Origin of the sequence: Pseudomonas sp. NFPP24 (assembly GCF_900112095.1) — a bacterium.
In the GTDB taxonomy this organism is placed as follows: Bacteria; Pseudomonadota; Gammaproteobacteria; order Pseudomonadales; family Pseudomonadaceae; genus Aquipseudomonas; species Aquipseudomonas extremorientalis.
On sequence record NZ_FOKD01000004.1, the window covers coordinates 32,400 to 58,333 of the forward strand.

The 25,934-nt window shown below is 60.1% G+C and carries 20 protein-coding genes; all 20 read left to right on the forward strand.

The genetic code is table 11. The features are described 5' to 3' along the window. Positions 1–12 precede the first annotated feature (12 nt). The 20 genes from pgaB to BM026_RS09805 all read left to right on the forward strand — a co-directional run bounded on the left by pgaB (position 13) and on the right by BM026_RS09805 (position 25,833). Positions 13–2,010, forward strand: a complete 1,998-nt coding sequence (gene pgaB, locus BM026_RS09720) for a poly-beta-1,6-N-acetyl-D-glucosamine N-deacetylase PgaB (RefSeq protein WP_093528310.1) — start codon at positions 13–15, stop codon at positions 2,008–2,010. A 2-nt stretch (positions 2,011–2,012) separates the two neighbouring features. Next, positions 2,013–3,353 (forward strand): poly-beta-1,6-N-acetyl-D-glucosamine synthase, encoded by a 1,341-nt coding sequence (pgaC, locus tag BM026_RS09725; protein WP_071489607.1) that lies wholly within the window; start codon positions 2,013–2,015, stop codon positions 3,351–3,353. 2 nt (positions 3,354–3,355) lie between these two features. Next, positions 3,356–3,838 carry a poly-beta-1,6-N-acetyl-D-glucosamine biosynthesis protein PgaD gene (pgaD, locus tag BM026_RS09730; RefSeq protein ID WP_093528313.1) on the forward strand — a complete coding sequence of 161 codons (483 nt, stop codon included), beginning with the start codon at positions 3,356–3,358 and terminating at the stop codon, positions 3,836–3,838. A gap of 368 nt (positions 3,839–4,206) precedes the next feature. After that, positions 4,207–5,928 carry a ShlB/FhaC/HecB family hemolysin secretion/activation protein gene (locus BM026_RS09735; RefSeq protein WP_092248738.1) on the forward strand — a complete coding sequence of 574 codons (1,722 nt, stop codon included), beginning with the start codon at positions 4,207–4,209 and terminating at the stop codon, positions 5,926–5,928. A gap of 30 nt (positions 5,929–5,958) precedes the next feature. Further along, positions 5,959–14,535 (forward strand): two-partner secretion domain-containing protein, encoded by an 8,577-nt coding sequence (locus BM026_RS09740; RefSeq protein WP_256575508.1) that lies wholly within the window; start codon positions 5,959–5,961, stop codon positions 14,533–14,535. A gap of 8 nt (positions 14,536–14,543) precedes the next feature. After that, positions 14,544–15,002, forward strand: a complete 459-nt coding sequence (locus tag BM026_RS09745; protein WP_064054208.1) for an SMI1/KNR4 family protein — start codon at positions 14,544–14,546, stop codon at positions 15,000–15,002. Positions 15,003–15,058: 56 nt separating this feature from the next. After that, on the forward strand, positions 15,059–15,313 hold the full coding sequence (locus tag BM026_RS09750; RefSeq protein WP_231808977.1) for a hypothetical protein: 255 nt from the start codon (positions 15,059–15,061) through the stop codon (positions 15,311–15,313). Positions 15,314–15,669: 356 nt separating this feature from the next. Beyond that, positions 15,670–16,080, forward strand: coding sequence for a hypothetical protein (locus BM026_RS28910; RefSeq protein ID WP_139212873.1), 411 nt, complete (start codon positions 15,670–15,672; stop codon positions 16,078–16,080). Between the two features lie 4 nt (positions 16,081–16,084). Further along, a complete protein-coding gene (locus BM026_RS09755; RefSeq protein ID WP_139212872.1) occupies positions 16,085–16,903 on the forward strand; it encodes a hypothetical protein in 819 nt (272 codons plus the stop codon). Positions 16,904–17,013: 110 nt separating this feature from the next. Further along, on the forward strand, positions 17,014–17,520 hold the full coding sequence (locus BM026_RS28915) for a transposase (protein WP_139212871.1): 507 nt from the start codon (positions 17,014–17,016) through the stop codon (positions 17,518–17,520). A 421-nt stretch (positions 17,521–17,941) separates the two neighbouring features. After that, entirely contained in the window at positions 17,942–18,334 is a 393-nt protein-coding gene (locus BM026_RS09760; protein ID WP_170856112.1) for a DUF2846 domain-containing protein, read from the forward strand. Between the two features lie 79 nt (positions 18,335–18,413). Next, on the forward strand, positions 18,414–19,109 hold the full coding sequence (locus BM026_RS09765; RefSeq protein WP_093528316.1) for a hypothetical protein: 696 nt from the start codon (positions 18,414–18,416) through the stop codon (positions 19,107–19,109). 163 nt (positions 19,110–19,272) lie between these two features. Further along, on the forward strand, positions 19,273–20,049 hold the full coding sequence (locus BM026_RS09770) for a tetratricopeptide repeat protein (protein WP_071489755.1): 777 nt from the start codon (positions 19,273–19,275) through the stop codon (positions 20,047–20,049). A 292-nt stretch (positions 20,050–20,341) separates the two neighbouring features. Next, positions 20,342–20,923 carry a hypothetical protein gene (locus BM026_RS09775; RefSeq protein ID WP_093528627.1) on the forward strand — a complete coding sequence of 194 codons (582 nt, stop codon included), beginning with the start codon at positions 20,342–20,344 and terminating at the stop codon, positions 20,921–20,923. A 40-nt stretch (positions 20,924–20,963) separates the two neighbouring features. After that, positions 20,964–21,644, forward strand: a complete 681-nt coding sequence (locus BM026_RS09780) for a CsgG/HfaB family protein (RefSeq protein WP_071489756.1) — start codon at positions 20,964–20,966, stop codon at positions 21,642–21,644. A gap of 29 nt (positions 21,645–21,673) precedes the next feature. Continuing rightward, entirely contained in the window at positions 21,674–22,036 is a 363-nt protein-coding gene (locus BM026_RS09785; RefSeq protein WP_025855472.1) for a DUF4810 domain-containing protein, read from the forward strand. Then, positions 22,033–22,683 (forward strand): DUF799 domain-containing protein, encoded by a 651-nt coding sequence (locus BM026_RS09790; protein WP_093528319.1) that lies wholly within the window; start codon positions 22,033–22,035, stop codon positions 22,681–22,683. Before BM026_RS09785 ends, BM026_RS09790 begins: the two co-directional genes overlap by 4 nt. 211 nt (positions 22,684–22,894) lie before the next feature. Beyond that, on the forward strand, positions 22,895–24,517 hold the full coding sequence (locus BM026_RS09795; RefSeq protein WP_071489757.1) for a vWA domain-containing protein: 1,623 nt from the start codon (positions 22,895–22,897) through the stop codon (positions 24,515–24,517). A 153-nt stretch (positions 24,518–24,670) separates the two neighbouring features. Next, positions 24,671–25,243, forward strand: a complete 573-nt coding sequence (locus BM026_RS09800; protein WP_093528321.1) for an RNA polymerase sigma factor — start codon at positions 24,671–24,673, stop codon at positions 25,241–25,243. Then, the gene (locus BM026_RS09805) at positions 25,240–25,833 is read left to right on the forward strand and encodes a hypothetical protein (RefSeq protein WP_093513603.1); all 594 of its coding nucleotides are present in this window, start codon (positions 25,240–25,242) and stop codon (positions 25,831–25,833) included. The genes BM026_RS09800 and BM026_RS09805 overlap by 4 nt, the downstream gene beginning before the upstream one ends. The last annotated feature ends 101 nt before the right edge of the window (positions 25,834–25,934 follow it).

Consider the following 25,934-nt stretch of genomic DNA (forward strand, 5'->3'; position numbering starts at 1 on the left):
AAGAGCCTGACCATGACCGTCTTCAGCCGTTGCCTGTTGATCCTGGGTGTAATGCTGGCCAGTGCCTGCGCCCAGCAACCCGCACCTTTCACCCCACCCGCCGAGCGGCCGACACCGGCCAACGAAGCGCCGTGGCCGAAAAACCATTTCCTGGGCATTGCCTATCACGACGTCGAGGATCGCGACCCCGATCAGGCAGTGGTGGCGGTGCGCACCGAACGTTTGATCGAGCAGTTGGCCTGGCTGCGCGAGAACGGCTACCAGGCGGTCAGCGTCGACCAGATCCTGGCGGCGCGCAACGGTGGGCCGGCGTTGCCGCCCAAAGCCATCATGCTCAGCTTCGATGACGGCTACTCCAGTTTCTACACCCGGGTGATGCCGGTGCTGCGCGCCTATCGCTGGCCGGCGCTGCTGGCGCCAGTGGGCTACTGGATCGATACGCCGATGAACCAGCCGGTGGACTTCGCCGGCCAGCCACGGCCGCGTGGGGAGTTCCTGACCTGGCAGCAGATTCGCGAAGTGTCGCAGTCGGGCCTGGTGGAAATTGCCGCGCATACCGACAACAACCATAAAGGCATCCTGGCCAACCCCCAGGGCAACCTGGAGCCGGCGGCAACCTCGCTGCGCTTTGATCCGGCGACGGGTCGCTATGAAAGCCAGGCGCAGTTCGATGCGCGCATGCGTGCCGACGTCGTAGCCATCTCCAACAAAATCCAGAACGTCACCGGCAAGAAACCACGCGTCTGGGTATGGCCTTACGGTGCTGCCAAGGGCACCTCGCTGGCGATCATTGGCGAGCAGGGCTACCAGATGGCCCTGACCCTGGAAGATGGTCTCGACAGCTCCGCCGACTTGATGAACAGCCCGCGCTTCCTGGTGGCGTCCGACCCGGATGGCGAGCACTTCGCCAACAGCATTGTCGCGGCGCAAGCCAAGGCACCGCTGCGCGTGTTGCACGTGGACCTGGATAACGTCTACGACCCGGACCCGGCCCAACAGGCACGCAATCTCGACCAGCTTGTACAGCGGGTGGTGGACATGGGCGCGGGCACCGTGTTCCTGCAAGCCTTCGCCGATCCCAAGGGCGACGGCCTGGTGCATGAACTGTACTTCCCCAACCGTCACCTGCCGGTACGTGCCGACCTGTTCAACCGCGTCTCCTGGCAGTTGCACACCCGGGCTCATGCTGCGGTGTACGCGTGGATGCCGGTGCTCAGCTTTGCCCTCGACCCCAAGCTGCCACGGGTGACGCGCTGGGACCCGAAAACCGGCCAGTTCGGCCTCGACCCGGACCAATACAAGCGTCTGTCGCCGTTTGATCCGCAGGTGCGCAAGATCATTGGTGAAATCTACGAAGACCTGGCGCGCAACAACGCCATCGACGGCGTGCTGTACCACGACGATGCGGTGTTCAACGATTTCGAAGATGCCAGCCCTGCCGCGCTCAAGGCCTATGTCGCCGCCGGCCTGCCGGGCACGATTCAGGCCTTGCGTGCCGACCCTGCGGTGATGCAACGCTGGACGCGCTTCAAGAGCCGCTACCTGATCGACTTCACCAAGGAGCTGACCGCCAAGGTCCGCGCCATCGGAGGGCCGCAGTTGCTGACGGCGCGCAATATCTTCGCCGAGCCGATGCTCAACCCAGGCAGCGAAGCCTGGTTCGCGCAGAACCTCGATGACTTCCTCCAGACCTACGACTGGACCGCGCCCATGGCCATGCCGCTGATGGAAGGCCAGGAATACAAAACCTCCAACGCCTGGCTGGAAAAGCTGGTGGCGACGGTCAAGGCACGCCCTGGCGCGCTGGAGCGCACCGTATTCGAACTGCAAGCCAAAGACTGGCGCACCAAGGCCGCACCGGACATCGACAGTCAACAGATGGCTGAGTGGATGGGTGTGCTCAAGCGCCAGGGTGTCACGAGTTTTGGCTACTACCCGGACAACTTCCTGGAAAACTCCCCGGACCTGAAGACTGTGCGTCCGGCCCTTTCCAACCAATGGAACCCTTGACCATGTTCGATAGAATCCTGGCTTTATTCGTGCTGGCATTGGTATTGGGTGTGCCCCTGGGCCTGATCTTCCTGGTCACCGGGCAGTTCCTGATGGACTTTGTGTTCTTCTACCCGCTGTTCATGTCGGCGTTGTGGATCGCGGGCGGCCTGTACTTCTGGCTGCACTGGGAGCGCCATTGGCCGTGGAAAGAAGACACTCCGGCACCAACCCTGGCCGGCAACCCGCTGATCTCGATCATCATCCCTTGCTACAACGAGGGCGATAACGCGGCCGACACCATCCATGCGGCGTTGGGCCAGTTGTACCCGAACATTGAAGTGATCGCGGTCAATGACGGCTCCAAGGACAACACCGCCGCAGTGCTCGACGCCCTGGCATTGGAGCATCCACGCCTAAGGGTGCTGCACCTGGCGCAGAACCAGGGCAAGGCCGTGGCCCTGCGCATGGGCGCCGTGGCGGCGCGCAGTGAATACCTGGTGTGCATCGATGGCGACGCGTTGCTCGACAAAAACGCTGCCGCCTACATGGTCGCGCCGATGCTCGACAACCCGCGCCTGGGTGCGGTCACCGGCAACCCACGCATCCGCACGCGTTCGACGCTGATCGGTCGAGTGCAGGTGGGCGAGTTCTCTTCGATCATCGGCTTGATCAAGCGTACGCAACGGGTGTTCGGCCGGATCTTCACGGTGTCGGGTGTGGTGGTAGCGTTCCGTAAAAAGGCGCTGGACCGCATCGACTACTGGAGCACCGACATGATCACCGAGGACATCGATGTCAGTTGGAAGCTGCAGCTCGATCACTGGAGCATCTTCTACGAGCCTCGCGCCCTGTGCTGGATCCTGATGCCGGAAACCGTCGGCGGCCTGTGGAAGCAGCGCCTGCGTTGGGCCCAGGGCGGTGCCGAAGTGCTGTTCAAGAACATCCGTGGCATCTGGCAATGGCGCCATCGCTACCTGTGGCCGCTGTTGTTCGAGTACTGCCTCTCCACCGGTTGGGCGTTTACCTTCCTGCTGTCGGTGATCTTCTACGTACTCGGCAAATTCATGGTGCTGCCACCGGCAATTACCGTGGACTCGCTGGTACCGCCGGCGTTTACCGGGCTGGTATTGGCGATGGTGTGCCTGGTGCAGTTCGCGGTGAGCATCATGATCGACCGCCGCTACGAAAAAGACCTGTGGAAAACCCTGTTCTGGACGGTGTGGTACCCGATGGTGTTCTGGCTGGTGAGCCTGTTTACCACCCTGGTCAGTTTCCCCAAGGTGCTGTTCAACCAGCATCGCAAGCGTGCGCGCTGGGTCAGCCCCGATCGCGGCATCAAACCCATTGAAGAGGAGGCGTGATCATGAAACTGGTCAGAACCCGCCAACGTTTGGTGATGTGGATCATTGACGTGCTGTTGACCCTGCTGGCCTGGGCCGGGTTGATCTGGCTGCTGGCGCGGGGGATCACTTCGATGCTGGAAACCCACGGTGGGCCGCGCATCGAGGCGCCGATTTTTGCCGCGCTCAATACCCTGCAGGTGTACCTGTGGATTGCATTGTTCAACGCCGTGATCCTGGTCACTTGGGCGCGCTACCAGCAACGCAAGGGGCGCAAGTTTGCCCAGCGCCGTGCCGAGGGCAACGCCCTCAGCGATAAGCGCCTGAGCGAGAGCTTCAGCCTCGGTGAAGGGGACCTGGAGCAGTTGCGCCGACCCGGGGTGTTGGTCATCCAGAATGACGACGAGGGCGGTGTTGCGGGTGTGAAGTCCCATGTCTCCCGCGATGTAGAAAAGCCGGGGTTGACCCTGGTGCCCGGCAAGGACCAGAACAAAGACGCCAGCTGAGCCAGTGCGCTGCAAGGTCGTTCCCATTGCAACGTGGGAACGACTTCGGTTAATCCCGACAAATGGGATCCAATTCACAAAACACCCGCGAACTTTTCTGCTTTTCCCGGTACTAACCTATCTCGGCAGGAACTTGATGGCCAATTAATGGCAATTTCTAAGTTCTCCGATGAATCGCGATCAATAGTGCTGCCGCTGGTCGGAATAATACTTCCGATGACAGCCCGCTCATCTGATTGATTATTTTTAGTTGTTATTAATCAAATGCTTGCGTGAATAACTAGTACGAATGTGAAACTAGCTCGGTCTTTTGAGTTGGTGCAAGTTCGATGTTAGTTTGCCGGCCCTTGATTTTCGACGGATCGAACATGTCTTTGTTATTGCCACGGACTCGGTACTTTCTGTGCACTTTCGTGCTCGCTTATTTGAGCCTGAACAGTGCCATGGCCGCCCCTACGCCAGGGGACCAGGACCTGATCCGCGACCGCCAGAACCGTCTTCTGGAAGAGCAGCGTCGGCGCCTGGAAGAACTCCAAGACCTGCCTGGCAAAGAAGCAAAGCCCCAGGCCCCGGCCACGCCGGTCGACACCCGCTGCTTCCCGATCAAAGACATCGAACTCAAGGGCGCCGACAGCCTGTCCGGCGCCGACCGCACGCGTCTGCTCAAACCCTACATCGGCCAATGCCTGGGCGTGGCGCAGCTCAATGAGCTGCTCAAGGTGATCACCGACTACTACATCGCCAAGGGCCGCGTCACCAGCCGTGCCTACCTGCCGCAACAGGACCTTTCCAGTGGCCACCTGCAGGTGCTGGTGGTGGAAGGCAAACTCGAAGGCTTGAAAGGCGCGCAGGGTAGCACCGTCACCGACCGCGAACTGGCCATGGCGTTTCCTGGCAAGGTCGGCGAGGCGCTGAACCTGCGGGAGGTCGAGCAACTGGTCGACCAGCTCAGCCGCTTGCCGTCCAGGCAGGCGCAGATGGAATTGACCCCCGGCAGCCAGATCGGCGGCAGTGAAGTGCTGGTCAAGAACACCCCGCAAAAGCCCTGGCGCGCCAGCCTGTCGCGTAACAACGACGGGCAGAAAAGCACCGGCGAACAGCAATGGGGCGCAGGCCTGGAATGGGACAGCCCCCTGGGCCTGGCCGATCAACTGATCCTGCGCGGTGGTCACGACGCCATCAGCGACCACCAGAAAACCTCGAAAAACAGCATGCTGTATTACAACGTGCCGTGGGGCTGGTGGAACTTCAGTTACACCTACAGCGAGAGCGACTACCGCACGCCGGGCGACCTTGACGGCTACAAGTACAAGCAGACAGGCGACAGCCAGAACCACCAGCTGCGTGCCGAGCGCGTGGTGCATCGCGATGACGTGAGCAAGACCTCGGTCAATGTCGGCCTGACCCATCTACGCACCAACAACTACTTCAACGACGAGCGCCTGGACGTCAGCAGCAACCGCCTCAGCGAGTTCCAGGTGGGCATCAACCATGGACGCCGTATCGGCAGCGCCTTCGTCAACCTGGATGTCGGCATGCAGAACGGCACCGGTGCCTTTGACGCCCAGAAGGATGACCAGGAACGTATCCGCGGCAACCTCACCCCAACCCCGCGCTACCGCAAATACACCGCCACGTTGAGCTACCTGCAACCTTTCACGCTGTGGGGCGAATCGTTGAGTTTTTCCAGCCTGGCCACCGGGCAGCGCAGTGAAGACGTGTTGTACCCGGCGCAACGCATGAGCCTCGGCGGCTCGTACTCGGTGCGTGGGTTCAAGGACCAGCAACTGACCGGCGACAGCGGCGGCTACTGGCGCAACGAAGTGCGCTGGGCCCGCCCGGTGACCCTCGACTGGATGCGCCCGGCCTTTGCCGAATACGGCGCCAGCGTCGGCTATGACCAGGGCGTGATTCGCCACGATCGCTACAACGATGAGCAGCACGGCCGGGTGTCGAGTAACTCCCTCGAGCTGTTCGCCCGCGGCAAAAACGTCAGCACCAGCGTGACCTTTGCCCACTCCCTGGAGCGACCTGGCGTGATGACCGAGCGCGAAGCGCCGATCTATTTCCGCCTGGATTTCTACCTGTAATTCAACGCCCGCTGCTTTGAGATTTTGAATATGGACGTTCGCCCTGTTACTGCCCTGAAAACCCTGAGCCAACGCGGCCTGGCCTTGATCCTGGCCAACGCGCTGTTCTGGCAGCCATTGCTGGCGAGCGCCGAAGGCATCGTGGTCAGTGGCCCCGGTACCACGGTCGGCCAGGCGGGCAACGGCGTGCCGGTGGTGAACATCGCCACCCCTAATGGCAGCGGCCTGTCCCACAACCAGTTCAAGGACTACAACGTCGGCCCCAACGGCGTGATCCTCAACAACGCCAACGGCATTGTGCAAAGCACGCAACTGGGCGGGATCATTGTCGGCAACCCGAACCTCAAGGGCGGTGCGGCGAATGTCATCCTCAACGAAGTCAAAGGCGGCAGCCCCAGCCAATTGCGCGGCTACACCGAAGTGGCGGGCCAGTCGGCCAAGGTGATCGTCGCCAACCCTTACGGCATCAGCTGCAACGGTTGCGGCTTCATCAACACCCCCAACGTCACCCTGACCACCGGTAAACCGGTGATCGATCAGGCGGGGCAACTGAAAAGCTATCAGGTCGACGGCGGCGCCGTGACCATCGACGGCAAAGGCCTGAACGCGAGCAACGTCGACCGTTTCGAGATCATCACCCGTTCGGCCAAGATCAATGCGCAGATCAACGCAAAACAACTCACGGTGATCGCCGGGCGCAATGACGTCGATGCCCAAAGCCTGAAAACCACCGCCCGTGCCGATGACGGCAGTGCCAAGCCGGAGCTGGCGATTGACTCGTCGGCCTTGGGCGGCATGTACGCCGGCGCGATCAAGCTGGTGGGCACCGAAGCCGGTGTGGGCGTGAAGCTCGACGGTACGCTGGCCGCCAGTGGCGGCGACATTCAACTCGATGCCAACGGCCACCTGAGCATGGCCCAGGCCGCCGCCAGCGGTGCGGTGGACATCAAGGCCGCCAGCCTGGAGACCAAGGGCGCGGTCTACGCCGGCACCACCCTCAAGGCACAGACCAAGGGCACCCTGAAAAACAGCAAGACCCTCGCCGCGCGCGACAGCATCACCCTGGCCAGCAACGGCCAATTGACCAATAGCGGCATCATCGAAGCCGGGGTCAACCCTGACAACACGCGTAATGCCGGTGGCGACGTCAGCCTCGACAGCCAGCGCATCACCAACACCGGCACTGTGATCGCCAATCGCAGCCTCACCGCTACTGCGCAAAGTCTGGATAACCAGGGCGCGACCTTGAGCGCCAAGCAGGCGCTGAACATCACCGCCGCCAGTGTCGACAACCGCAACACAGGTCGCCTGCTCAGCGACGGCGCACAGACGCTCAACGTCAGCGGCCTGCTGGACAACAGCCAGGGCGGCATCATCGACAGCAGCGGTGCGTTCACCCTCAACGGCAATAGCCTGGATAACAGCGCCGGTAGCCTGACCGGCGGTGGGGCGATCACCCTGGATCTGATCGGCGACCTGATCAACCGTAACGGCAAGCTGGCCAGCGCCGGGCCGTTGCTGATCCAGCGCGCCGCGCACATCAATAACCAGGGCGGCAAGCTCGCCAGCCAGGGCTTGCTGACCGTGTTCGCCAACAGCGTCGACAACCAGAGCAACGGCACCCTGGCCGCCAACGATGGCCTGGTCCTGACCACCAGCGGCCTGTTGCAGAACAGCGGCAATGGCCTGATCCACAGTGAAAACGCTGGCGTGACCATCACCGCCGGCACCCTCGACAACAACGGTGGCCGCATCGCCGCCAAAGCCGGTGATGCGCAGATCGACGCCACGGATTTCAACAACGGCAGCGGTGCGCTGTTCGCCCGGGATCGTGTGCACCTGACCGGTATGAATGTGGATAACGGCGGCGAGATCGCCGGCAACCGCATCGACGTTGGCCTCAATGGCGCACTGACCAACCGTGGCCTGATCGAAAGCGCCACGGCCCTCGATGTCGAGACCGCCAGCCTGAACAACAGCGGGCAAATGCGCGCCTTGGGCACCAGCGGCAAAACCCGCTACGCCATCGGCGGCCTGCTCAACAACAGCGGTAGCCTGGAGACCGCCAACGATCAATTGAGCCTCGCCGCCACCCGCTTCCAGAACACCGGCGGCAAGGTGTTGCACGTGGGCACCGGCGTGCTTGACCTCAGTGGCATCAGCCTCGACGAAGTCGGCGGCAGCCTGGTGACCAACGGCGACCTGACCCTCGATAAAGCCAACTGGACCAATAGCACCGCGATCCAGGCCGGGCGCCTGACCGTCAATGTCGGGACCCTGAACCAGACCGCCACCGGCAAGCTGCTCGGCACCCGCGCCCTGGTTGGCCGCGGCCAGGACTGGACCGTGGGCGGCAGCGTCGCCAGCCAGGGCAGCCTGGATCTTTCGTTGGGCAACCTGCTCAACGACCACGGTTTGATCTTCAGCGGCGGCGACCTGAACCTCAAGGTCGACCGCCTGAAAAACCTCGGCGCCACGATCTACGCCATGGGCAACTTGCGCGTCGACCGCGACGGCCAGGGTGGCCTGGCCACCAGCATCATCAACAGCTCGGGCACCCTCGAAAGTGAGCGCAACCTGATCCTGGCCGCCAGCACGATCCAGAACATCAGGACTGTGCTCAACACCGAGTCCGGCATCTACAGCGCCTCCATCACGCCCACCGCCTGCATCTTTGGCGTGACCGGTGGCGACTGCGACGGCCCCAAGCAGAACCGCCCGTTCCTGATTACCCAGCGTGATCACTTCATCGTCACCCAGGCCACGGCAGCGTCCAGCATCACCTCGGGCGGCAACATGCTGCTCACCGGCGGCGAGCTGCTCAACAGCAGCAGTAGCATTGCCGCCGGTGGCGGTATGACCGTGCGCGTCGACCAACTGACCAACATTGGTTTGGTAACCCACGACACCCAATACGACCGTGTCTTTACCTCTGAACGCGAGCGTAAGCCGGGGGGCTGGTACCGCGAGGCAGCGGCCTTCACCCAGCGCTATTCGGCAGGCCAGGACATGACCGGCGTCGAAGCCGGCCTGGCCTCGTTCATCGGTAAGATGGAGAGCGAGCAGATCGCCCTGCGCAAGACCACCCAGTTAAGCGCGCCAGACCAAAGTTACGCCGCCGTGATCCAAGCCGGCGGCAGCGTGGATGTGAAGGCCCAGGCCGGCATCGACAACAGCGTCGTGCGCGGTGGCTACACCTACGTCGGCAGCGGTGCCAACACCCATGCGCCGGGCTACTCGACCCTGGTCAGCCTCAACCCGCAACTGCCGCCGGACGTTGCCCAGCAACAGGTCAACCCACTGGGCCTGCCCGGCTTCGACCTGCCCACTGGCGAGAACGGCCTGTTTCACCTCAGCGACAGCGATGGCGCCAAAGGCCTGCCCACCAGCCAGTTCGCGGCCAACCCGCATAAGTACCTGATCGAAACCAACCCGCTGCTCACCGACATGCGCCAGTTCATGAGCTCGGACTACATGCTGAGCAAGCTCGGCTACGACCCCGACACCGCGCAAAAACGCCTCGGCGATGGCTTCTACGAACAGCGCCTGATCCAGCAAGCCGTGCTCGCTCGCACCGGCCAGCGTTTCATCGATGGCCAAACCAGCGACGCCGACCTGTTCAAGCACCTGATGGACAACGCCGTCAGCAGCAAAAGCGCGCTGAATTTGTCCGTAGGCGTAAGCCTCACCGCCGAACAAGTCGCCGCCCTGACCCACGACATCGTGTGGCTGGAAAACGCTACCGTCGCCGGCCAACAAGTGCTGGTGCCGGTGCTGTACCTGGCCCAGGCCGGCAACCGCCTGGCGCCCAACGGCGCATTGATTTCCGGCACTGACGTCAACCTGATCACCGGCCGTAACCTCAACAACGCCGGCACCTTGCGTGCCACCGGTAGCCTGTTGGCGAACGCTGGCGGCAACCTCACCAACAGTGGGTTGATGGAAGCCGGTGGCCGCCTCGACCTGCTCAGCGGCAACAACCTGACCAACCGCGCGGGCGGTGTGATCAGCGCGGGCAACGTCAACCTCGCCGCCGGCGCCGACCTGCTCAACGAACGCAGCGTCACCACCCACGCAAGCGCCAGCAGCTACCGCACCGAACGCAGCGACTTCGTCGACAGCGCCGCGCGCATCGAATCGGCCAACGATTTGACCCTGCAAGCCGGTGGCAATTTCAACAGCGTCGGCGGCGTGCTCAAGAGTGGTGCCGACACAACGGTCAAGGCCGTGGGCGACGTCAACATCACCGCCTCGAAAACCCTCGACAGCGGCGCCATCGGCAACCGTTCCAGCTTCACCACCATCGCCCAGCAAGGCTCCGTGGTCGACGCTGGCCGCGATCTGCATGTGATTGGCGGGCGCGACATCAGCGCCGTGGCCAGCCAGGTCGAGGCCAAGCGCGACGTCAACCTGATTGCCACCCGCGACCTCAACGCCGTTGCGGCGGCCAACGAGCAGCACTCCACGGGCAACACAAAAAAGGTCAAGAGCATCGAAGACCACGTGCAGCAAGTGTCCAGCGTGATCAAGGCCGGCGGCGACGCCACCCTGAGTGCCGGGCAGAACCTGCAACTGGTCGCCAGCCAGGTCAATGCCGGCAGCGAGGCGTACCTGGTGTCCGGCAAAAACCTTGAGCTCAAAGCCGCTGAAAACCAGGACTACAGCTTCTACAGCAAGACCAAGAAAACCTCCCAGGGCAAAAAATTCCGCCTGGATGAAACTGACGTCGTGAACAACGTTGGCAGCCTTGTCAGCGCGGGGACGAACAGCACAGTCGTCGCCGGTGCAGACCTGCTGCTGGCTGGCAGTGCCGTCACTGCTGAAAAAGGCGCCACGCAACTGGTGGCCGGCCAGGACGTGAACATCCTCGCCGTCAGCAACGCCGACAGCGCCCGCCACGAACGCAAGGAAAGCAAAAGCAGCTGGGGCGGCCTGAAGTCGAGCAAGGTCCAGGACAAAGTCGACGAAAAACGCACCACCGCCCTGGGCAGCATGGTCTCCGGCGAAACCGTCACCGTCGCCGCCAAGCGCGACGCCACGGTCACTGGTTCCAACCTGGTCAGCACCGGCGACCTCGCCGTCCAGGCCGGCCGCGACCTGACCATCGACGCGGCGCAGAACACCTTCGCCCGCACCGACATGCACAAGGAAAAAAATCGCGACCTCACCGGCGTGCTGACCGGCAACAAGCTCGGTCTGGACGACATGACCGGCAACCAGAAGCTGTACATCAACAGCTCGAAGCACAACGGCACGGCCAATGAAATGACCTTGACCGGCAGCACGATTGGTTCGAGTGCGGGCAATGTGTCGTTGAGGGCGGGGCGTGAGTTGAAGGTGGTGGCCAGTGATCTGGTGAGCACCAAGAACATGGAGTTGAGTGGGGCGAATGTCACCGTTACTTCGGGGATGGAGACGGCCAGTCAGACCAGTAAGGACAGTTCCAAGAGTTTGGCGGTAGGGCGGGTGATTGCGGGCTCGGTGGTGGACACCGCCACCAGCATGCGCGACGCCGTCAAAGCGGCCCGTAGTGCTGATGACCCACGACTCAAGGCAGTCAAAATCGCCCAGGCGGCCCTCGCCGCTTACAACCTGAACGGCCAGGCCTCGGACGCCAATGCGCAAAGCTCCGGCTTTAAAAACAAAACCGGCGGCACGCCCGGCAACGGTTCGCTGATCAAGATCGGCACCGAACTGGCTAATAATCGCAGCAAGAACAGCAGCGAATACAACAGCATCACCGCCAAGCAGAGCACGCTCAACGCAGGGCAAGACTTGTCGATCGTTGCCACGGGCGCTGCGACGGGAACTCAGGGTGATATCCAGATCACTGGCAGCAGCTTGAGAGCCGCCAACACCTTGTTGTTAGCCAAAAACGATGTGTTGATGCAAAGCGCACAAAACACCACCGACCGCAAAAACGAAGGGTCGAAAAATAAAACCGCCATTGGCGCCAGCTTCAATATTGGCGAGCAAAACGGCTTCACCCTCGACCTCGGAGCGCAGGGTGCCAAGAACAATGGCAACGGTAACTCCGTCACTCAGGTCAATAGCACCCTCGATACAGGCAGCCTGTTGTTACAAAGCGGTGGCGATACCACCCTCAAAGGCGCCCAGGTTCGTGCGGACCGTATCAAGGCAGATATTGGCGGCAACCTCAATATCATCTCCCTCCAGGACACCGAGTCGTCGCGCAGCAAACAGAGCAGCGCAGGCTTCGGCGCCAGTATCTGCGTCCCTCCGTTCTGCTACGGCTCTACCGTAGCGGGCTCGGCGAACCTTGCCGCCGCGAATATGAACAGCGACTACAAGGGCGTGACCGACCAGAGCGGTTTGTATGCGGGCACGGGCGGCTACGACATCAATGTCGGCAAGAACACCACCCTGCAAGGCGCGGTGATTGCCAGTGAGGCGTCAGCTGATAAGAACCGCCTAAGCACCGACCGCCTGATCGTCAGCGACATCAAGAATGTCAGCGAAATCAAAAGCCAGTCTGCCGGTATTTCGGTGTCGTCCAGCAGCACCAGCGGTGCCTCGATGGGCGGCAGCATCCCGATAGCGCTCAAGGAAAAAGACCATAGCTACACCCGTAGCGCGGTCAGCAAAGGCACGATTGTGGTTCGCAATGCCGATGGCGCCAATGACCTGGTGGGGTTGAATCGCGACACCGCCAATGCCAATCAGAAACTTGACCGGCCAGATGAAAAGGCCATGCAAGAGCGTATTGACCTGATCCAAAGCTCGGCGCAGTTGGCCAGTGGGGTGATCAGTGCGGTGGGCAAAGCCAAGGCGGATGAGGCGAAAGCACTGGCCGATAAAGCCAAAACCCAAACCGAAACCGGTTCGCCGGATGCCGCTGGAACGGTGCTCGCAGCGAATGCCGCTTATACGGAAGCCCAGCGCTGGCAGGTCGGTGGCGACAAACGCTTAATGGCCGATATCGCGTCCGGACTAATCGCCGCAGGGCTGGGTGGCGCGCCTGTAGGAACGACGGTTGGTATTGTCGCCAACACGGCCTCCAGCGATATCTTCAACAAGATTGGCGATTATGCCCAGTCGCGTGCGACTGATCCGAAGTCGGATGCGGCCACTCGGGCGGCTTGGGCTGAAGGCGGTGCGGCACGTGTGATGTTGCACGCGTTGGCGGGGGCGGCTATTGGGTTGTCCAGTGGCAATGTGCAGAGTGGTGCATTGGGTGCGGGAGCTTCTGCGGCCTTGATGCCTAGCATTGCGGATGCACTGGGTAAAAATGGTATCAGGGGATCGGAACAGGAGACGTTGGCTGCGTTGGTCGCCCTCGGTGTGGGCGCCTCTGTGGGCGGTAGCGGCACCGCTGCGGGTGCGGTAGTTGCTGGGAGTACGGCAACAGCCGTCGAGCAATACAACCGTCAAGCGCACCCTACGGAAGCGCGTTTAATACAAAAAGAAGCCGATAAGTTAGCGGCGGAAGCGGGAATTTCCCCTGCTGAAGCAGAAAGGCGCATGGCCGCAGCGCTGGCGTCCTATACCGATAAAACGTGGAAAGCTACGATCGAAAAAGCTGGTGAGAGTCAGTTTGACCCCCTCACTCTGAAACACTTGGGTGAAGCGCTGGCTCCCTTGGCGTCTATCTACGAGAACAGTGCGATGTATCCCGAGGGGACCCGTCGCACTTACAGCGCCGACGAAACTGTTAACTTGCTGAAAAATTTCAGTTCGACACACGCCAGTGAGTACAGAGACGGCAACATTAACATCAGCTATTTGGGTGACCCCGATACCTATAAGAGCGCCGGGCTGGTGGATTACTACAAAGCCAACCTCGATTATCGAGACAAGGTGCCCTCTGCTGGTGGCGCTCAAGGCAGTGGAGCAGGCCTGGGGCGGAGCGTTTTGGAGATGGCTCAGGGTATGAGCTCACTGTTCAAGATTGCCTTTGGCGGTAATTCATTGGAGGAGGCGAACAAACTGATCGATCCCTTCGTCGAGCCGTCTTCCGACATGGCGGGTGAATGGATAACTCGCAACGGCGGCCAGGGTTTGGTGTTTGGCCTGCAAGGTAATACCTACGAGCAATATGCAAAGAACACCAAGCTCGGCGCCGATTTACTACTGATGGGCATGCCGGGTAGCGCGAGCCAGGCCGGTAAAGTGGAGCAAGTCGCAAAGGTCGCGGAAGCGGCGAAAGCAGAACGTAAACTGGCGCAGCAACTCCACGATCTAGAGTCGGTACTACCTCCAGAAAAGCCGACAGGTTACAGCGTAGCGTTTGAAACTGCCTTGAACCCGGCCGATTTCGGTCGCAGCCGAGACGTGCATTTCAATAGGTCCAATGCTGCGTTGGACAACGCGTTGAGCATGGACTCTGCGTTTGCGCAAATGATGGAGACACTGATCCCGAATATTAAATCGTCGGTTTCAAAAGTCGGAGGGCGGCAAACACCTTCTGGCTGGACATGGGAGCATGCGTCGTCGTCGACTGCTTTCAATCAGGAAGGAATCATGCGATTAGTACCGACCGCCCAACACACACCTGGTTCTCCTTGGTGGCGCGTACTGCATCCCGATGCGGGGGCTGCGGGTGGATATTCTGAATGGGCAATTCCAAGAGGCGCCCCAAAAAATTAGGTGGAAGAATGAATATTGCTGAGTTGAACATCAATGTCGGGGGACGCCCCAGCGTGGGTTTCAGTGGTGATGACTCAAGCGTGCGCGCCCTTGAGGCTCGGCTGGGCCGTAGGCTTCCAGAAACCTACCTTCAATTCATTCGAAGTGCCAACGGTGGGCATCCTGAAGCCGGAAGTTTCTTTTTGAACGCATCACCAGATGCTAGCGTCAGCGTTGATTGGTTTTATTCACTAGGAGACGCAGGTATCGACAGCCTGGATAAGGCTCTTGATGACTGGGCTCAAGTGTTGGGGCCATTCATGTTGCCCATTGGGCGCGACGGAGGTGGCAGCCAGTTTTATATTTCGCTGGATTCGCCATCCGGTTCTGTTTGGTATTATTCACATGAAGGCTCAGAACGCACCCAACTTGCCGATAGCTTCGATAAGTTTCTGCAGCAGTTGCAAGTTCACCCGGATTTTATTTGAGAGCCGTTATGAATCGATATGAGGGGAAGCCTTTTCTCCGGCTACTGGAATGCTACGTGCTTTCGGCTATTGATGAGCTGACAGACGAGCAGTGTGCGGCGTTAAGTGCGCTGGAGCCCAAGTTGCACGAGCTGTACGGGGTGCAAGGCAGTTGGAGTGATGTCGTCGCGTCTCAGATGGATTTTCCGGAATCCCTGGTGGAGAAAATAAAAGAAGTGTGGCGCGTGAATTCGGAAAAATTTGCGCGAGCTGGTGTAAAAATAAACGCAGAAGATTTTGCTAGAGACTTTGTGGATACCAATTTTCCTTGATGATGATAAAAGGGACAGATTTGAATGGCACTTACTTAGCAGCTAACTAGCTAGTGTGACTGAAAAAAAGAAAAAACAGAAAATAGGGGGCAGACCCTGAGGAGTCCCCACAAATCTACTCTAGCCTCTGAGCTTGCCGGTGTACTTCATCGCGCACCAATAGCTCCATATCCGCCAATCTCGAGCGGGACAATCCGGTGGGGATTCCTCAGGGTCAGGCCCCTCTTTCCTCTGAGTGTCGGAGGATACTAAGCGGTATGACAAATCGTCGCAGGGAAATAGGGGTCAGACCACGATTAGTGCACCAATGTATATTGGTGGTCTGACCCCTATTTCCGAGCTTTGGCTTCTCTACCGTGGCCGATAACCCGCAATCACTGCAGATGTGGAACGATGCCATGCGTTCTGCGGCCAGTGCAAACCGCCCGAACGGCTACACGCGATACTTGGATACATTGGCCAGCGGCCAGAACCCCAGTCAGCAAATACTCGAAGATGCGTTCAGCGCGGTGAACAGTCGCTTTGTTAAGTCTGCCCGTGAGGCAGGTCAGGAAATTGCCCAAGTTCACCATTGGAACTTCGGCAAGACAGATTTCCCAACGCAGATCGTTGACCCTCGCCATCTTGTGCCCGTACCTTCGCGCGAGGCTCATCAACTGATACACCAACAAACGAGCGCGACCTCTAACATCTGGGTGGGGCCTATTTCTCCGTTGCACCGAATAGAGATCCCCGAATGGTCGACGCCCCTGGCGCCAAAACGGTGAAGGCATGAACGTTAAAACAGCATTGGAAGCGCTGGGGTTACCCGACACGCTGGTAGCATGCGCCGATGGAAGCATCGAGCCGCCCATTTGCACGCTGCAGGCCCCTGCCGAGTGGTATGGGTTTCCACCTGCGCTGATCCCGATATGGAGTGACGGATCTCGGCCTACCTATATTGGGTACTGGAAGCACTGGTTTGTTGATCGTGAACCCACCTTCGTAAAAATGTACGTTGGCAGCGACCGAATGACCGTCGAGATCGCCCGCACGCCTGAGCAACTGATGGCCGTGCTCGCCATGATGTCGATGAGTCTTGAGGAGGGTGTCACGCCCGAACTTGAGCAGTTCGCCAAGGCGGTGGGGCTTGATTGCCTGGACGCATTGGATGCGCAATCGTTGAAAAGTGGCGACGACCCCAAAGGCTTCGCCAACGTCGAACCGTTCAAGACGTTGACGCCACTGGCCAGTGTTGCTGACGGCGTAACGCGTTACACCGGAAACTTCCCGAACCCGTCCGCCCCAGCCCCTGATTGGTGGGAAAGCAGTTGCTATTTTGAAGTTGTCGACGAGCACATGCCGGTGCCCAAAGGCGTGGAATTGCCCGCGTGGTTTGATCCTGAACGCGAGAAAAAGCCGTTGTTCGAGGCTTATATGCAAGCGGGGCGCCTTGACTGTGCATGGCTGACCTTGAACTCCACTGGCTGGTCCATCGCCGATGCTCGCCAGGCACTGGTGGAATTGCAGGCTCGGGCCGGTGATGAACGCTTTGATAACGTTGTCGACTATTGGTTGTCCATTGCGGATCTGGATGCCGGAGGCTATTGAACTTGGCTGATTCGTAGCGGTTAAAGGTTACGTGCACTGGCGAGCCACGCAGTAACATGCGCGCCCGATGGCCTTATGGAAATAGGGGTCAGACCACGATTAGTGCACCAATGTATATTGGTGGTCTGACCCCTATTTCTCTACTAGTTAGAGGGCTGGGGCAGCGCTACGTTCAATACATCAATCGAACCTATCAACGAACGGGCACGTTGTGGGAAGGACGTTACCGCTCCTGTCTGGTTCAAAAAGATAACTATGTTTTAGCTTGCTATCGATATATCGAAATGAATCCGGTTAGAGCTGGCATGGTTGCTCATCCGGGCGACTATCGCTGGACCAGCTACAGGGCAAATGCACAGGGCGAGCCATCAAGCTTTTTAAGCCCACATGCGGTCTATAGAGAGTTAGGTAGCAGCACCGTGCAACGAGCCGAATCCTACCGGTCTTTATTCAAGGATCGGCTTTCACCTGAGTTGATAGAGCAAATTCGATCTTCTACAAACGGTAATTACGTTTTGGGCGATCACAAGTTTGCGGCCGAGATTGAGCAGGCATTAGGTAGACGAGTTTCTCAGGGGGGTGTCAGGGCGCCCAAAAAGTTTGATCTAAAAGAGTAGAAGAATAGTGGTCTGACCCCTATTTTCCTTATTTTCCTATTTTCTTCTGACCCCTATTTTCTTCCGTCGAATAGTTGCGGGAGAAAATAAAGGTAACTGGCGAAGCGCAAAAAAGGGGAGAGTCTCATTTAATAATTACTTGCCGATCAGGAGAAAATCCGGGCCAGACCACATTTTGTACAAAACCGCACACGGGATCGCAGTGATGGCACAATGCCTCATGTAACGCCATCCACTGCCGACACACTGGCGATGGCCAGACGCATCAGGAAAAGGTGAACCGGCCGTCGTCGGCGTTTTCGAAACCGCCCCACCGCTACCCACAAGGAAGATACGCATGATCAAGTTGTTCTGCAAAGCCGCTGTTGTTCTGTCCCTGGCCACGCTGTTTGGCTGTTCCTCGACGCCGTCGGTGGAGAAGATGCAGGCCGATGTGGCGAACTATTCGTTGCCTAAGGCTGCTGTCGCCGATAAAGGCTTGGTGTATGTGGTGCGTCCGAGCAACGTGGGGATGATGGTTCGCTTCAACGTGTTCCTGGATGACAAGGAAGCCGACTCGGAGATGGGTTACAACCGCGGTAACCAGTACATCTATTTTTTCGTGACACCGGGCAAGCACGTGATCAGTTCCAAGGCTGAAAACTGGGCGGACATGCCGATTGATGTCAAGGCGGGTCAGGTGGTCTACCTCAAGCAGGAAGTCGACATGGGCTTCGCCATCGCACGCAACAGCCTCAAAGTGCTGAGCGACCTCGAAGGCCGTTACCTGGTCAAGGATGCGTCGCTGGGCACCGTGGCAAAAGAAAGCAAGTGAGTTAAACCGTTGAAGCCTGCCGGGCTCCAGGTCCGGCAGGCCGTCATTTTTCACCCTGCGCAAACGTTCAAGGACTGATGTGAAAAACCTCCTCTTCATCCTCTTTACCACCCTTATCCTCGGCGGCTGTGTCAGCCATCCCCTTACACCCGAACACCGCGCTCAGATCAAGACGGTCAAGGTGTTGCCGGTAAAGTGGGAGTCGCAACAGATGGTCTACATGGGCCGTGAGCAAGCCTGGGGCGCAGCATTGGGGGCCGGGCTTGGCGCGGGCGTTGGCATGGCCAGCGGTGCTTCCAGGTTGGGCACGGCGGCGTTGAGCGGCGCCGGGTTTGCAGGTGGCATGAAACTTGGGCAGTTGGCCGAGATGCCGACGCCGGTAGCGATCCTTACGGTGATGGACGCTGAAAAAATCGATTTGGGCGTGTTGCTCAAACAGGGCTTCATCGATGCGTTGGGCAAGACCTCAACCCTCAAAGTGGTGGGTGACGACGAACCCGCCGATGCGCAGATCCAACTGACCGTGGCCGAGTGGGGCTTTCGCCTGACCCAAGGGTTCAGCAGTGTGGTGTACCCCACCCTCAATGTGTTGGCGCAGATGAATCGCGGCGATGAAATGGTCTGGCGCACCAGCGAGGCAGTCACGCCGTTCAATGGCCAGAACGTCTACGGCTACACGCCGCTCACCTATCGCACCGACCCCGAGGCGTTACGCCGCGCGCTCACGGGGATTACGCAGATCTCCAGTGGGTATTTGGTCAAAGAGCTCAAATAAGCCGGCGCGTGCGTTAATGCTGGGCTGCCCCTGTTTCCCGACTCCACGGACGCATCACATGAAAAAGGCAATGGTTCTACTGGCAATCACGGGCCTCGTCACCGGGTGTCAAGCTGCCAGGCCACCAAGCTCCTTTGAACAGAGTCTGGCCAACGTTCAGTGCATGCTGTCCGAGGGCGAGAAAAGCCCCACAGCCGATCAGGCTCAGTTCATTCGTCAAGCCAGCGATAACGGCAACGTGCGCTGTAAGACTGCGCTCGGTGGTTTGTACGAATCCGGTCGTGGCGGCCTGCCACAAGATTTTGTCAAGGCCAGATCGCTTTATGAGTCCGTCGCCGCCGTGGATGGCGTCGGTTACGAGAGGCTGGCGCGCATGGCCGAGGAGGGCCACGGGCAAGTGCGCAACGATGTGGAGGCGCGACGGCTTTATCAGTTGGCGCTGACCAACAGCGACAGCGATAAAAGCAAACTCGCCTTGGCCCGATTGATGGAAGAGGGGCGCGGTGGTCCGCAGGATTTGTTCGGGGCCATGATGTATTACGTGGAGGCCAGCCAGCATGCCGGCGATGTCGCGTGGAAAGGCCTTCAGCGCATTCGTGCGCAACGGCCGGTACTGACGCCTGAACAGGTACAGCGCTACAACGAGGCCTGGGGTGACACCAGTCGCAAGAGCCTCAATCGTACGGCACTGGACATCGAGATTGCCTTGAACAAGCAAATCAAACGCGGCAGCGCGAGCAAGCCGGTGACGCTGCAAGTGCAAGGCCTGTCGGGTTCGAATGTGCCGAAAATCCTATTGATCGAAAGCTCGGGCAACGCCGAGGTAGACCAGGCCGTGGTCACCGCATTCGGTCAATATCGCTTTCCTGCCGAGCCGCTATTGCAGGCAGGCCAGGACTCCTGGTCGTCCGAGCGATCTCTCAAGGTCGGTTTGAAGTGAAGTGCTGGAGCCCTGATGCCATGGGCCGTTCACATTCAACGCAGACACAAACACCTTGAATCTGGAGCAACACCGTATGGATGCAAGCAACACCCCTGAACGCCCGACCGTCCTGGCCAGCATCGGTCGTCGCCTGGTTGCACGGGGCATCGACTGTGCCATCGCAGTACTGATCTTTTTCATCGTGAAGTTCAGCGCCGCTCGAGCTGTAAAACAGCTTGAGAACGCCTTTCAACTCCGTAAAATGCCGCCACTGTTCAAAACACGATACTTTTCAGGGACGAATTCATACATGCGCGTGTTTGCCGTATTTCTCGCGGCCTGCCTCATGGCGGGCTGTGCCTCCAAGCCGGATTACTACATCTCCCCGGCGCCGGTGACCATTCCCAAGACCGCTACTTACTGGCTCGACACCTTCGACGTCGAGGTGGTCGGCAAGAACGAACGCTTCCTGCCGGATGACAAAGTGCGCCAGCAACTCGGGGTTGATCTGGTCGACCGCCTGCTCAAGGCCAAGCGCTACGCCACCAGCAAGGACAAGGCCGATTACCTGCTGGATGTGAACGTCATCTATACCCGGCGCATACAAGACACCCAAGGCGGTTTCATGACGGCAATCGTCGATGACAAGACCATCCTCGCCAGTGTCGACTTCAACTACCAGGTCAAGGTCAAGAAAGCCGGCGCCGAGGTGCTGCATTTCTCTCAGGCTCGCCAAGGGCTGATGCCAGGCGGGTACAAGGGCGACTGGCAGAACATGAAAACGATGGCCGGGGTGCTGACCAACTCTGGCAACTCCAGCGTCGAGACCTTCTACACCGGTTTGTTGAGCCGATTCATCGTTGACGACCTGCGTGGCATTCCGTCCCGCTAGCGTTAGCTGCCGTACCCGTTTTCCCACCTAGGAGCACCCTGTGAACACACTGTCCAAAATCCTGCTGTCCGGCTTCACCGCCGCAGCGCTGCTGACCGTGGCCGGTTGTGCCACGGAGAGCAACCGCGCGATGCCGGTGGAACAAGTCGCCAGCGCCAACGTCGCTTATTCCGGCGTGCGCGTGCCGATTGCCGTAGGCAAGTTCGACAACCGCTCCAGCTACATGCGCGGCATCTTCTCCGACGGCGTCGACCGCCTCGGCGGCCAGGCCAAGACCATCCTGATCACCCACCTGCAGCAGACCAACCGCTTCAGCGTGCTGGACCGCGACAACATGGGCGAAATCTCCCAGGAAGCCGCGATCAAAGGCACCGTGCAGAAGCTTAAGGGCGCTGACTACGTGGTGACCGGCGACGTGACCGAGTTCGGCCGCAAGGAAACCGGCGACCGCCAACTGTTCGGCATTCTCGGCCGTGGCAAGACCCAAGTGGCCTACGCCAAAGTCGCGTTGAATATCGTCAACATCAGCACCTCCGAAGTGGTGTATTCCACCCAGGGCGCCGGTGAGTACGCGCTGTCCAACCGTGAAGTGGTCGGCTTCGGCGGCACCGCCAGCTACGACTCCACCCTAAATGGCAAGGTCCTCGACCTGGCCATGCGCGAAGCCATCAACCGCCTCGTCGACGGCATCAATGCCGGCGCCTGGAACCCGCGCAACTGATCAGCAGCACCTCAAGGAGCAGTACAAGGATGAGCAAGGCAGTCAAGTTGGCCCTGATGCTGACAGCAGTGGCGACGGTCGCCGGGTGCCAGACGGCGCCCCAACCCCTGTATCAATGGGAAAGCTACCAGCCGCAGGTTTATGAATACTTCAAGGGTGAGCCCAAGGAGGCGCAGGTCGAGGCGCTGGAGCGCGATCTGCAGAAGATCAACGCCAGCGGCCGCAAGGCCCCGCCGGGTTATCACGCCCACCTGGGCATGCTGTATCTGAGCATGGGCAAGGATGACCAGATGGTGCAGGAGTTCCGCACCGAGAAGGCGCTGTTCCCTGAATCCGCCTCGTACATGGACTTTCTGCTGAAAAACGCCAAGACCGGAGTCGCCACTAAATGAGCCTGTTGAAACTCACGGGCGCCTTGCTGGCCCTGGCCCTGCTCGGCGGTTGCGCAGCCCCCAAGACCATTGATTACACGGCGTACAAGCAGGCACGACCGAAGTCGATCCTGGTACTGCCGCCGCTCAATGAATCGCCGGAAGTGCAGGCTTCCTACAGCCTGGTCTCGCAAGTGACCTACCCGTTGGCGGAAGCCGGCTACTACGTGCTGCCGATTGCCCTGGTGGACGAAACTTTCCGCCAGAACGGCCTCACCACCGCCAACGACATCCAGGCCGTGCCACCGACCAAGCTGCATGACATCTTTGGTGCGGACGCCGCGCTGTACATCACCGTCACCGAGTACGGCACCAAGTACATGCTGATCTCCAGTGACACTGCCGTGACGGCTTCGGCCAAACTGGTGGACCTGCGTACCGGCACCACCCTGTGGACCGGCTCGGCGCGAGCGTCCAGCGAAGAGGGCAACAACAACAGCGGCGGCCTCGTCGGCATGCTGATCACGGCGGCGGTCAAGCAGGTGATCAACAGCTCCACCGATGCGGCGCACCCGATCGCCGGTATCACCAGTGCGCGCCTGCTGTCACCGGGGCAACGTGCGGGGATCCTGTACGGTCCGCGTAACCCCAAATACGGCACGGACTGATATCCGGATTCTGAGAGCACCACGGTCCAAATGTGGGAGGGGGCTTGCCCCCGATAGCGGTAGATCAGTCAGTCCATGTTTGACTGACCCACCCCATCGGGGGCAAGCCCCCTCCCACAGTTGGACTGTTATTTGAATCAGGGTTAACCCGAACATTCCACACCTCGCGTCTGACCTTGTGAACGGATCATTCATTCACGAGGTTCAGCCCATGTCCCACCCTCTGTTTTTCCTGCGTCCTGCCGCCCAAGGCTTTGCCGTTACCATGGTGGTGGCGTTGGCCGGTTGTGGGCTGTCCTCATCCCCTGAGTTGGCCAAGCCGGCCGAGCCCGTCGCCGAGCTGCAAAGCGCGTCACCCCAGGGTGCTTTGGTCAAACGCATGGCAATGCCTGCACCGATGCATATGCAGGAGTCAGCCGTGATGGACTACCGCAGCGAACCCCGTGAACAATACGCAAATCTGCCGGACAACCCGGTGCATCGCGTGGCCGAGACGCCGGTGTCCACCTTCAGCGTCGACGTCGATACCGGCAGCTACGCCAACGTCAGGCGTTTCCTCAACCAAGGCAGCCTACCGCCCGAAGGCGCCGTGCGACTGGAGGAGATGGTCAACTATTTCCCCTACCACTACGCGCTGCCCACCGACGGCTCACCTTTTGGCGTGACCACCGAAGTCGCTGCCACACCGTGGAACCCGCATACCCAGTTGCTGCGCATCGGCATCAAGGCGTCCGACCGTGCCGTGGCGCAATTGGCACCGGCCAACCTGGTGTTCCTGGTGGATGTGTCCGGCTCCATGGACCGCCGCGAAGGCTTGCCGCTGGTGAAAAGCACGCTGAAATTGCTGGTGGATCAGTTGCGTGAGCAGGACCGTGTTTCGCTGGTGGTCTACGCCGGTGAATCCCGTGTGGTGCTCAAGCCCACCTCCGGGCGCGACAAGGTCAAGATCCGCAACGCCATCGATCAACTCACCGCCGGTGGCTCCACGGCGGGCGCTTCCGGCATCGAACTGGCCTACCAGATGGCCCGCGAAGGCTTTATCGACAAGGGCATCAACCGCATCCTGCTGGCGACCGACGGTGACTTCAACGTGGGCATCAGTGATTTCGACAGCCTCAAACAGATGGCGGTAGAGCAGCGCAAAAGCGGCGTGTCCCTTACTACCCTGGGCTTCGGTGTGGATAACTACAACGAACACCTGATGGAACAACTGGCCGATGCCGGCGACGGCAATTACGCCTACATCGACAACCTGCGCGAAGCGCGCAAAGTGCTGGTGGACCAACTCAGCTCGACCCTGGCGGTGGTGGCGCGCGATGTGAAGTTGCAGGTGGAATTCAACCCGGCGCAGGTCAGTGAATATCGCCTGCTGGGCTATGAAAACCGCGCCTTGAAACGTGAGGATTTCAATAACGACAAAGTCGACGCCGGTGAAATTGGCGCAGGGCATACGGTCACGGCACTGTACGAAATTGTGCCGAAAGGCGAGAAGGGGTGGTTGGAACCTTTGCGCTATGCCACTGCGCCTGTGACCGGGGATCGATCCGCTGAACTGGCGATGCTGCGGGTGCGCTACAAACCTGCTGCGGGCGGTGCCAGCCAACTGATCGAAAGGCCCATCAGCCAAGAGCCCACCAAGGCCAGCGATGACCTGCGCTTTGCGGCGGCAGTGGCGGCCTTTGCCCAACAGCTCAAGGGTGATGGCCGCTACACTGGCAGCATGAGCCTGCAGGACACCGCTGCACTGGCCCGCTCGGCCCGAGGCGATGATCCGTTTGGCCTGCGCAATGAATTCGTGCAACTGGTGGAGTTGGCCCAAAGCCTCAAACCCTGATCACAGCCATGACAACAATCGAATGTGGGAGGGGGCTTGCCCCCGATGGCGGTGTATCAGCATCAAGTGTGCTACTGACCCACTGCTATCGGGGGCAAGCCCCCTCCCACAGTTAGACCAGCTTCGGCTGATAAAAAGGAGTTCGCCCCCTACATGGCTGTTCCAGATGATCTACCCAGCGACGAATCGCTGCTGGCCCGCTACCGCACCGGTGACAGCGCCGCGTTCGAAGCCTTGTACGCGCGGCACCGCCAGGGCCTGTACCGATTCCTTGTGTCCCTGAGCAACAAGCCCGAACTGGCCGAGGAAATCTACCAGGAGACCTGGCTCAGCCTGATCCGCAGCGCCACCCAGCCACAAGGCCGGGCGAGCTTTCGCACCTGGCTGTTCCAGATCGCCCGCAACCGCCTGATCGACCACTGGCGCAAGCACGGCGTCCACAACCCCTTGCACGACAGCTACGACGAACAACTGCATGCCCAGGCCGACGACAGCGCCGGCCCCGAGCAGCAACTGAGCCTGAGCCGCGACCAGGCGCGCCTCGATGCCGCGCTGCAAGACCTGCCCGAAGACCAGCGCGAAGTCTTCCTGCTGCGCCTGCACGGCGACCTCGAAGTGCCGCAAATCGCCGCCCTCACCAACGCCCCGCTGGAAACCGTGAAAAGCCGCCTGCGTTACGCCCAGCAGAAACTGCGCCGCCTGCTGGCCGAGGAGATACCCGCATGATCGACTCCCGAAACACTCCCGATTCCGACGACGAATTGCTCCAGCACTATCGTCAACACAGCCCCGTCGAGCCGCCGGCGTCCCTCGACGCCTTCATCCTCAACGCAGCCCGCCGTGAAGCCTCGGCGCCGCAGCCGAACCTGTGGCAACGCTGGCTGCAAGCCTGCCAACGGCCGCGCTGGCAGATGGCATTCGCCACCGTTGCAGGGTTGGCCCTGATGATCGGCGTGGTGATGCGCTCGCCCGTGCCGCAACCCGACGTTTCCACCGCGACCTTCTCCGCGCTTCGCGACGAAGCACCGCGTCCCGCTGCACCCGCGATGTCCGCGCCTGCCCCCGTCGCCCGAATGGCCGCCGCGCCCCAGGCAGAGAGTGCGCAGGTCATGGGCTCGATGGCGGAGGAGTCCGGCGCCAAACTCAGCAAGCGTGCGCCGGTGGTGTTGCCTTCGTTAGAGGAGGGGTTGCAGAAGATTGTGCGCTTGCGTGAAGCCGGTGAAAGCAAAGCCGCGGATGAAGAACTGCTGGCATTGCATGCGCGTTTCCCTGACGAAGACTTGCCGGCGCGTTTGGAGGCGTTGCAAAAGCGTTGATCCACAAAGGCCGTGAGACGCGATGTCTCACGGTCTCATGGCCGCCGCTTGCGATCTGGCATCACGGATCTCATTTGAGCTCGATGCCGGCTACCCTCGGG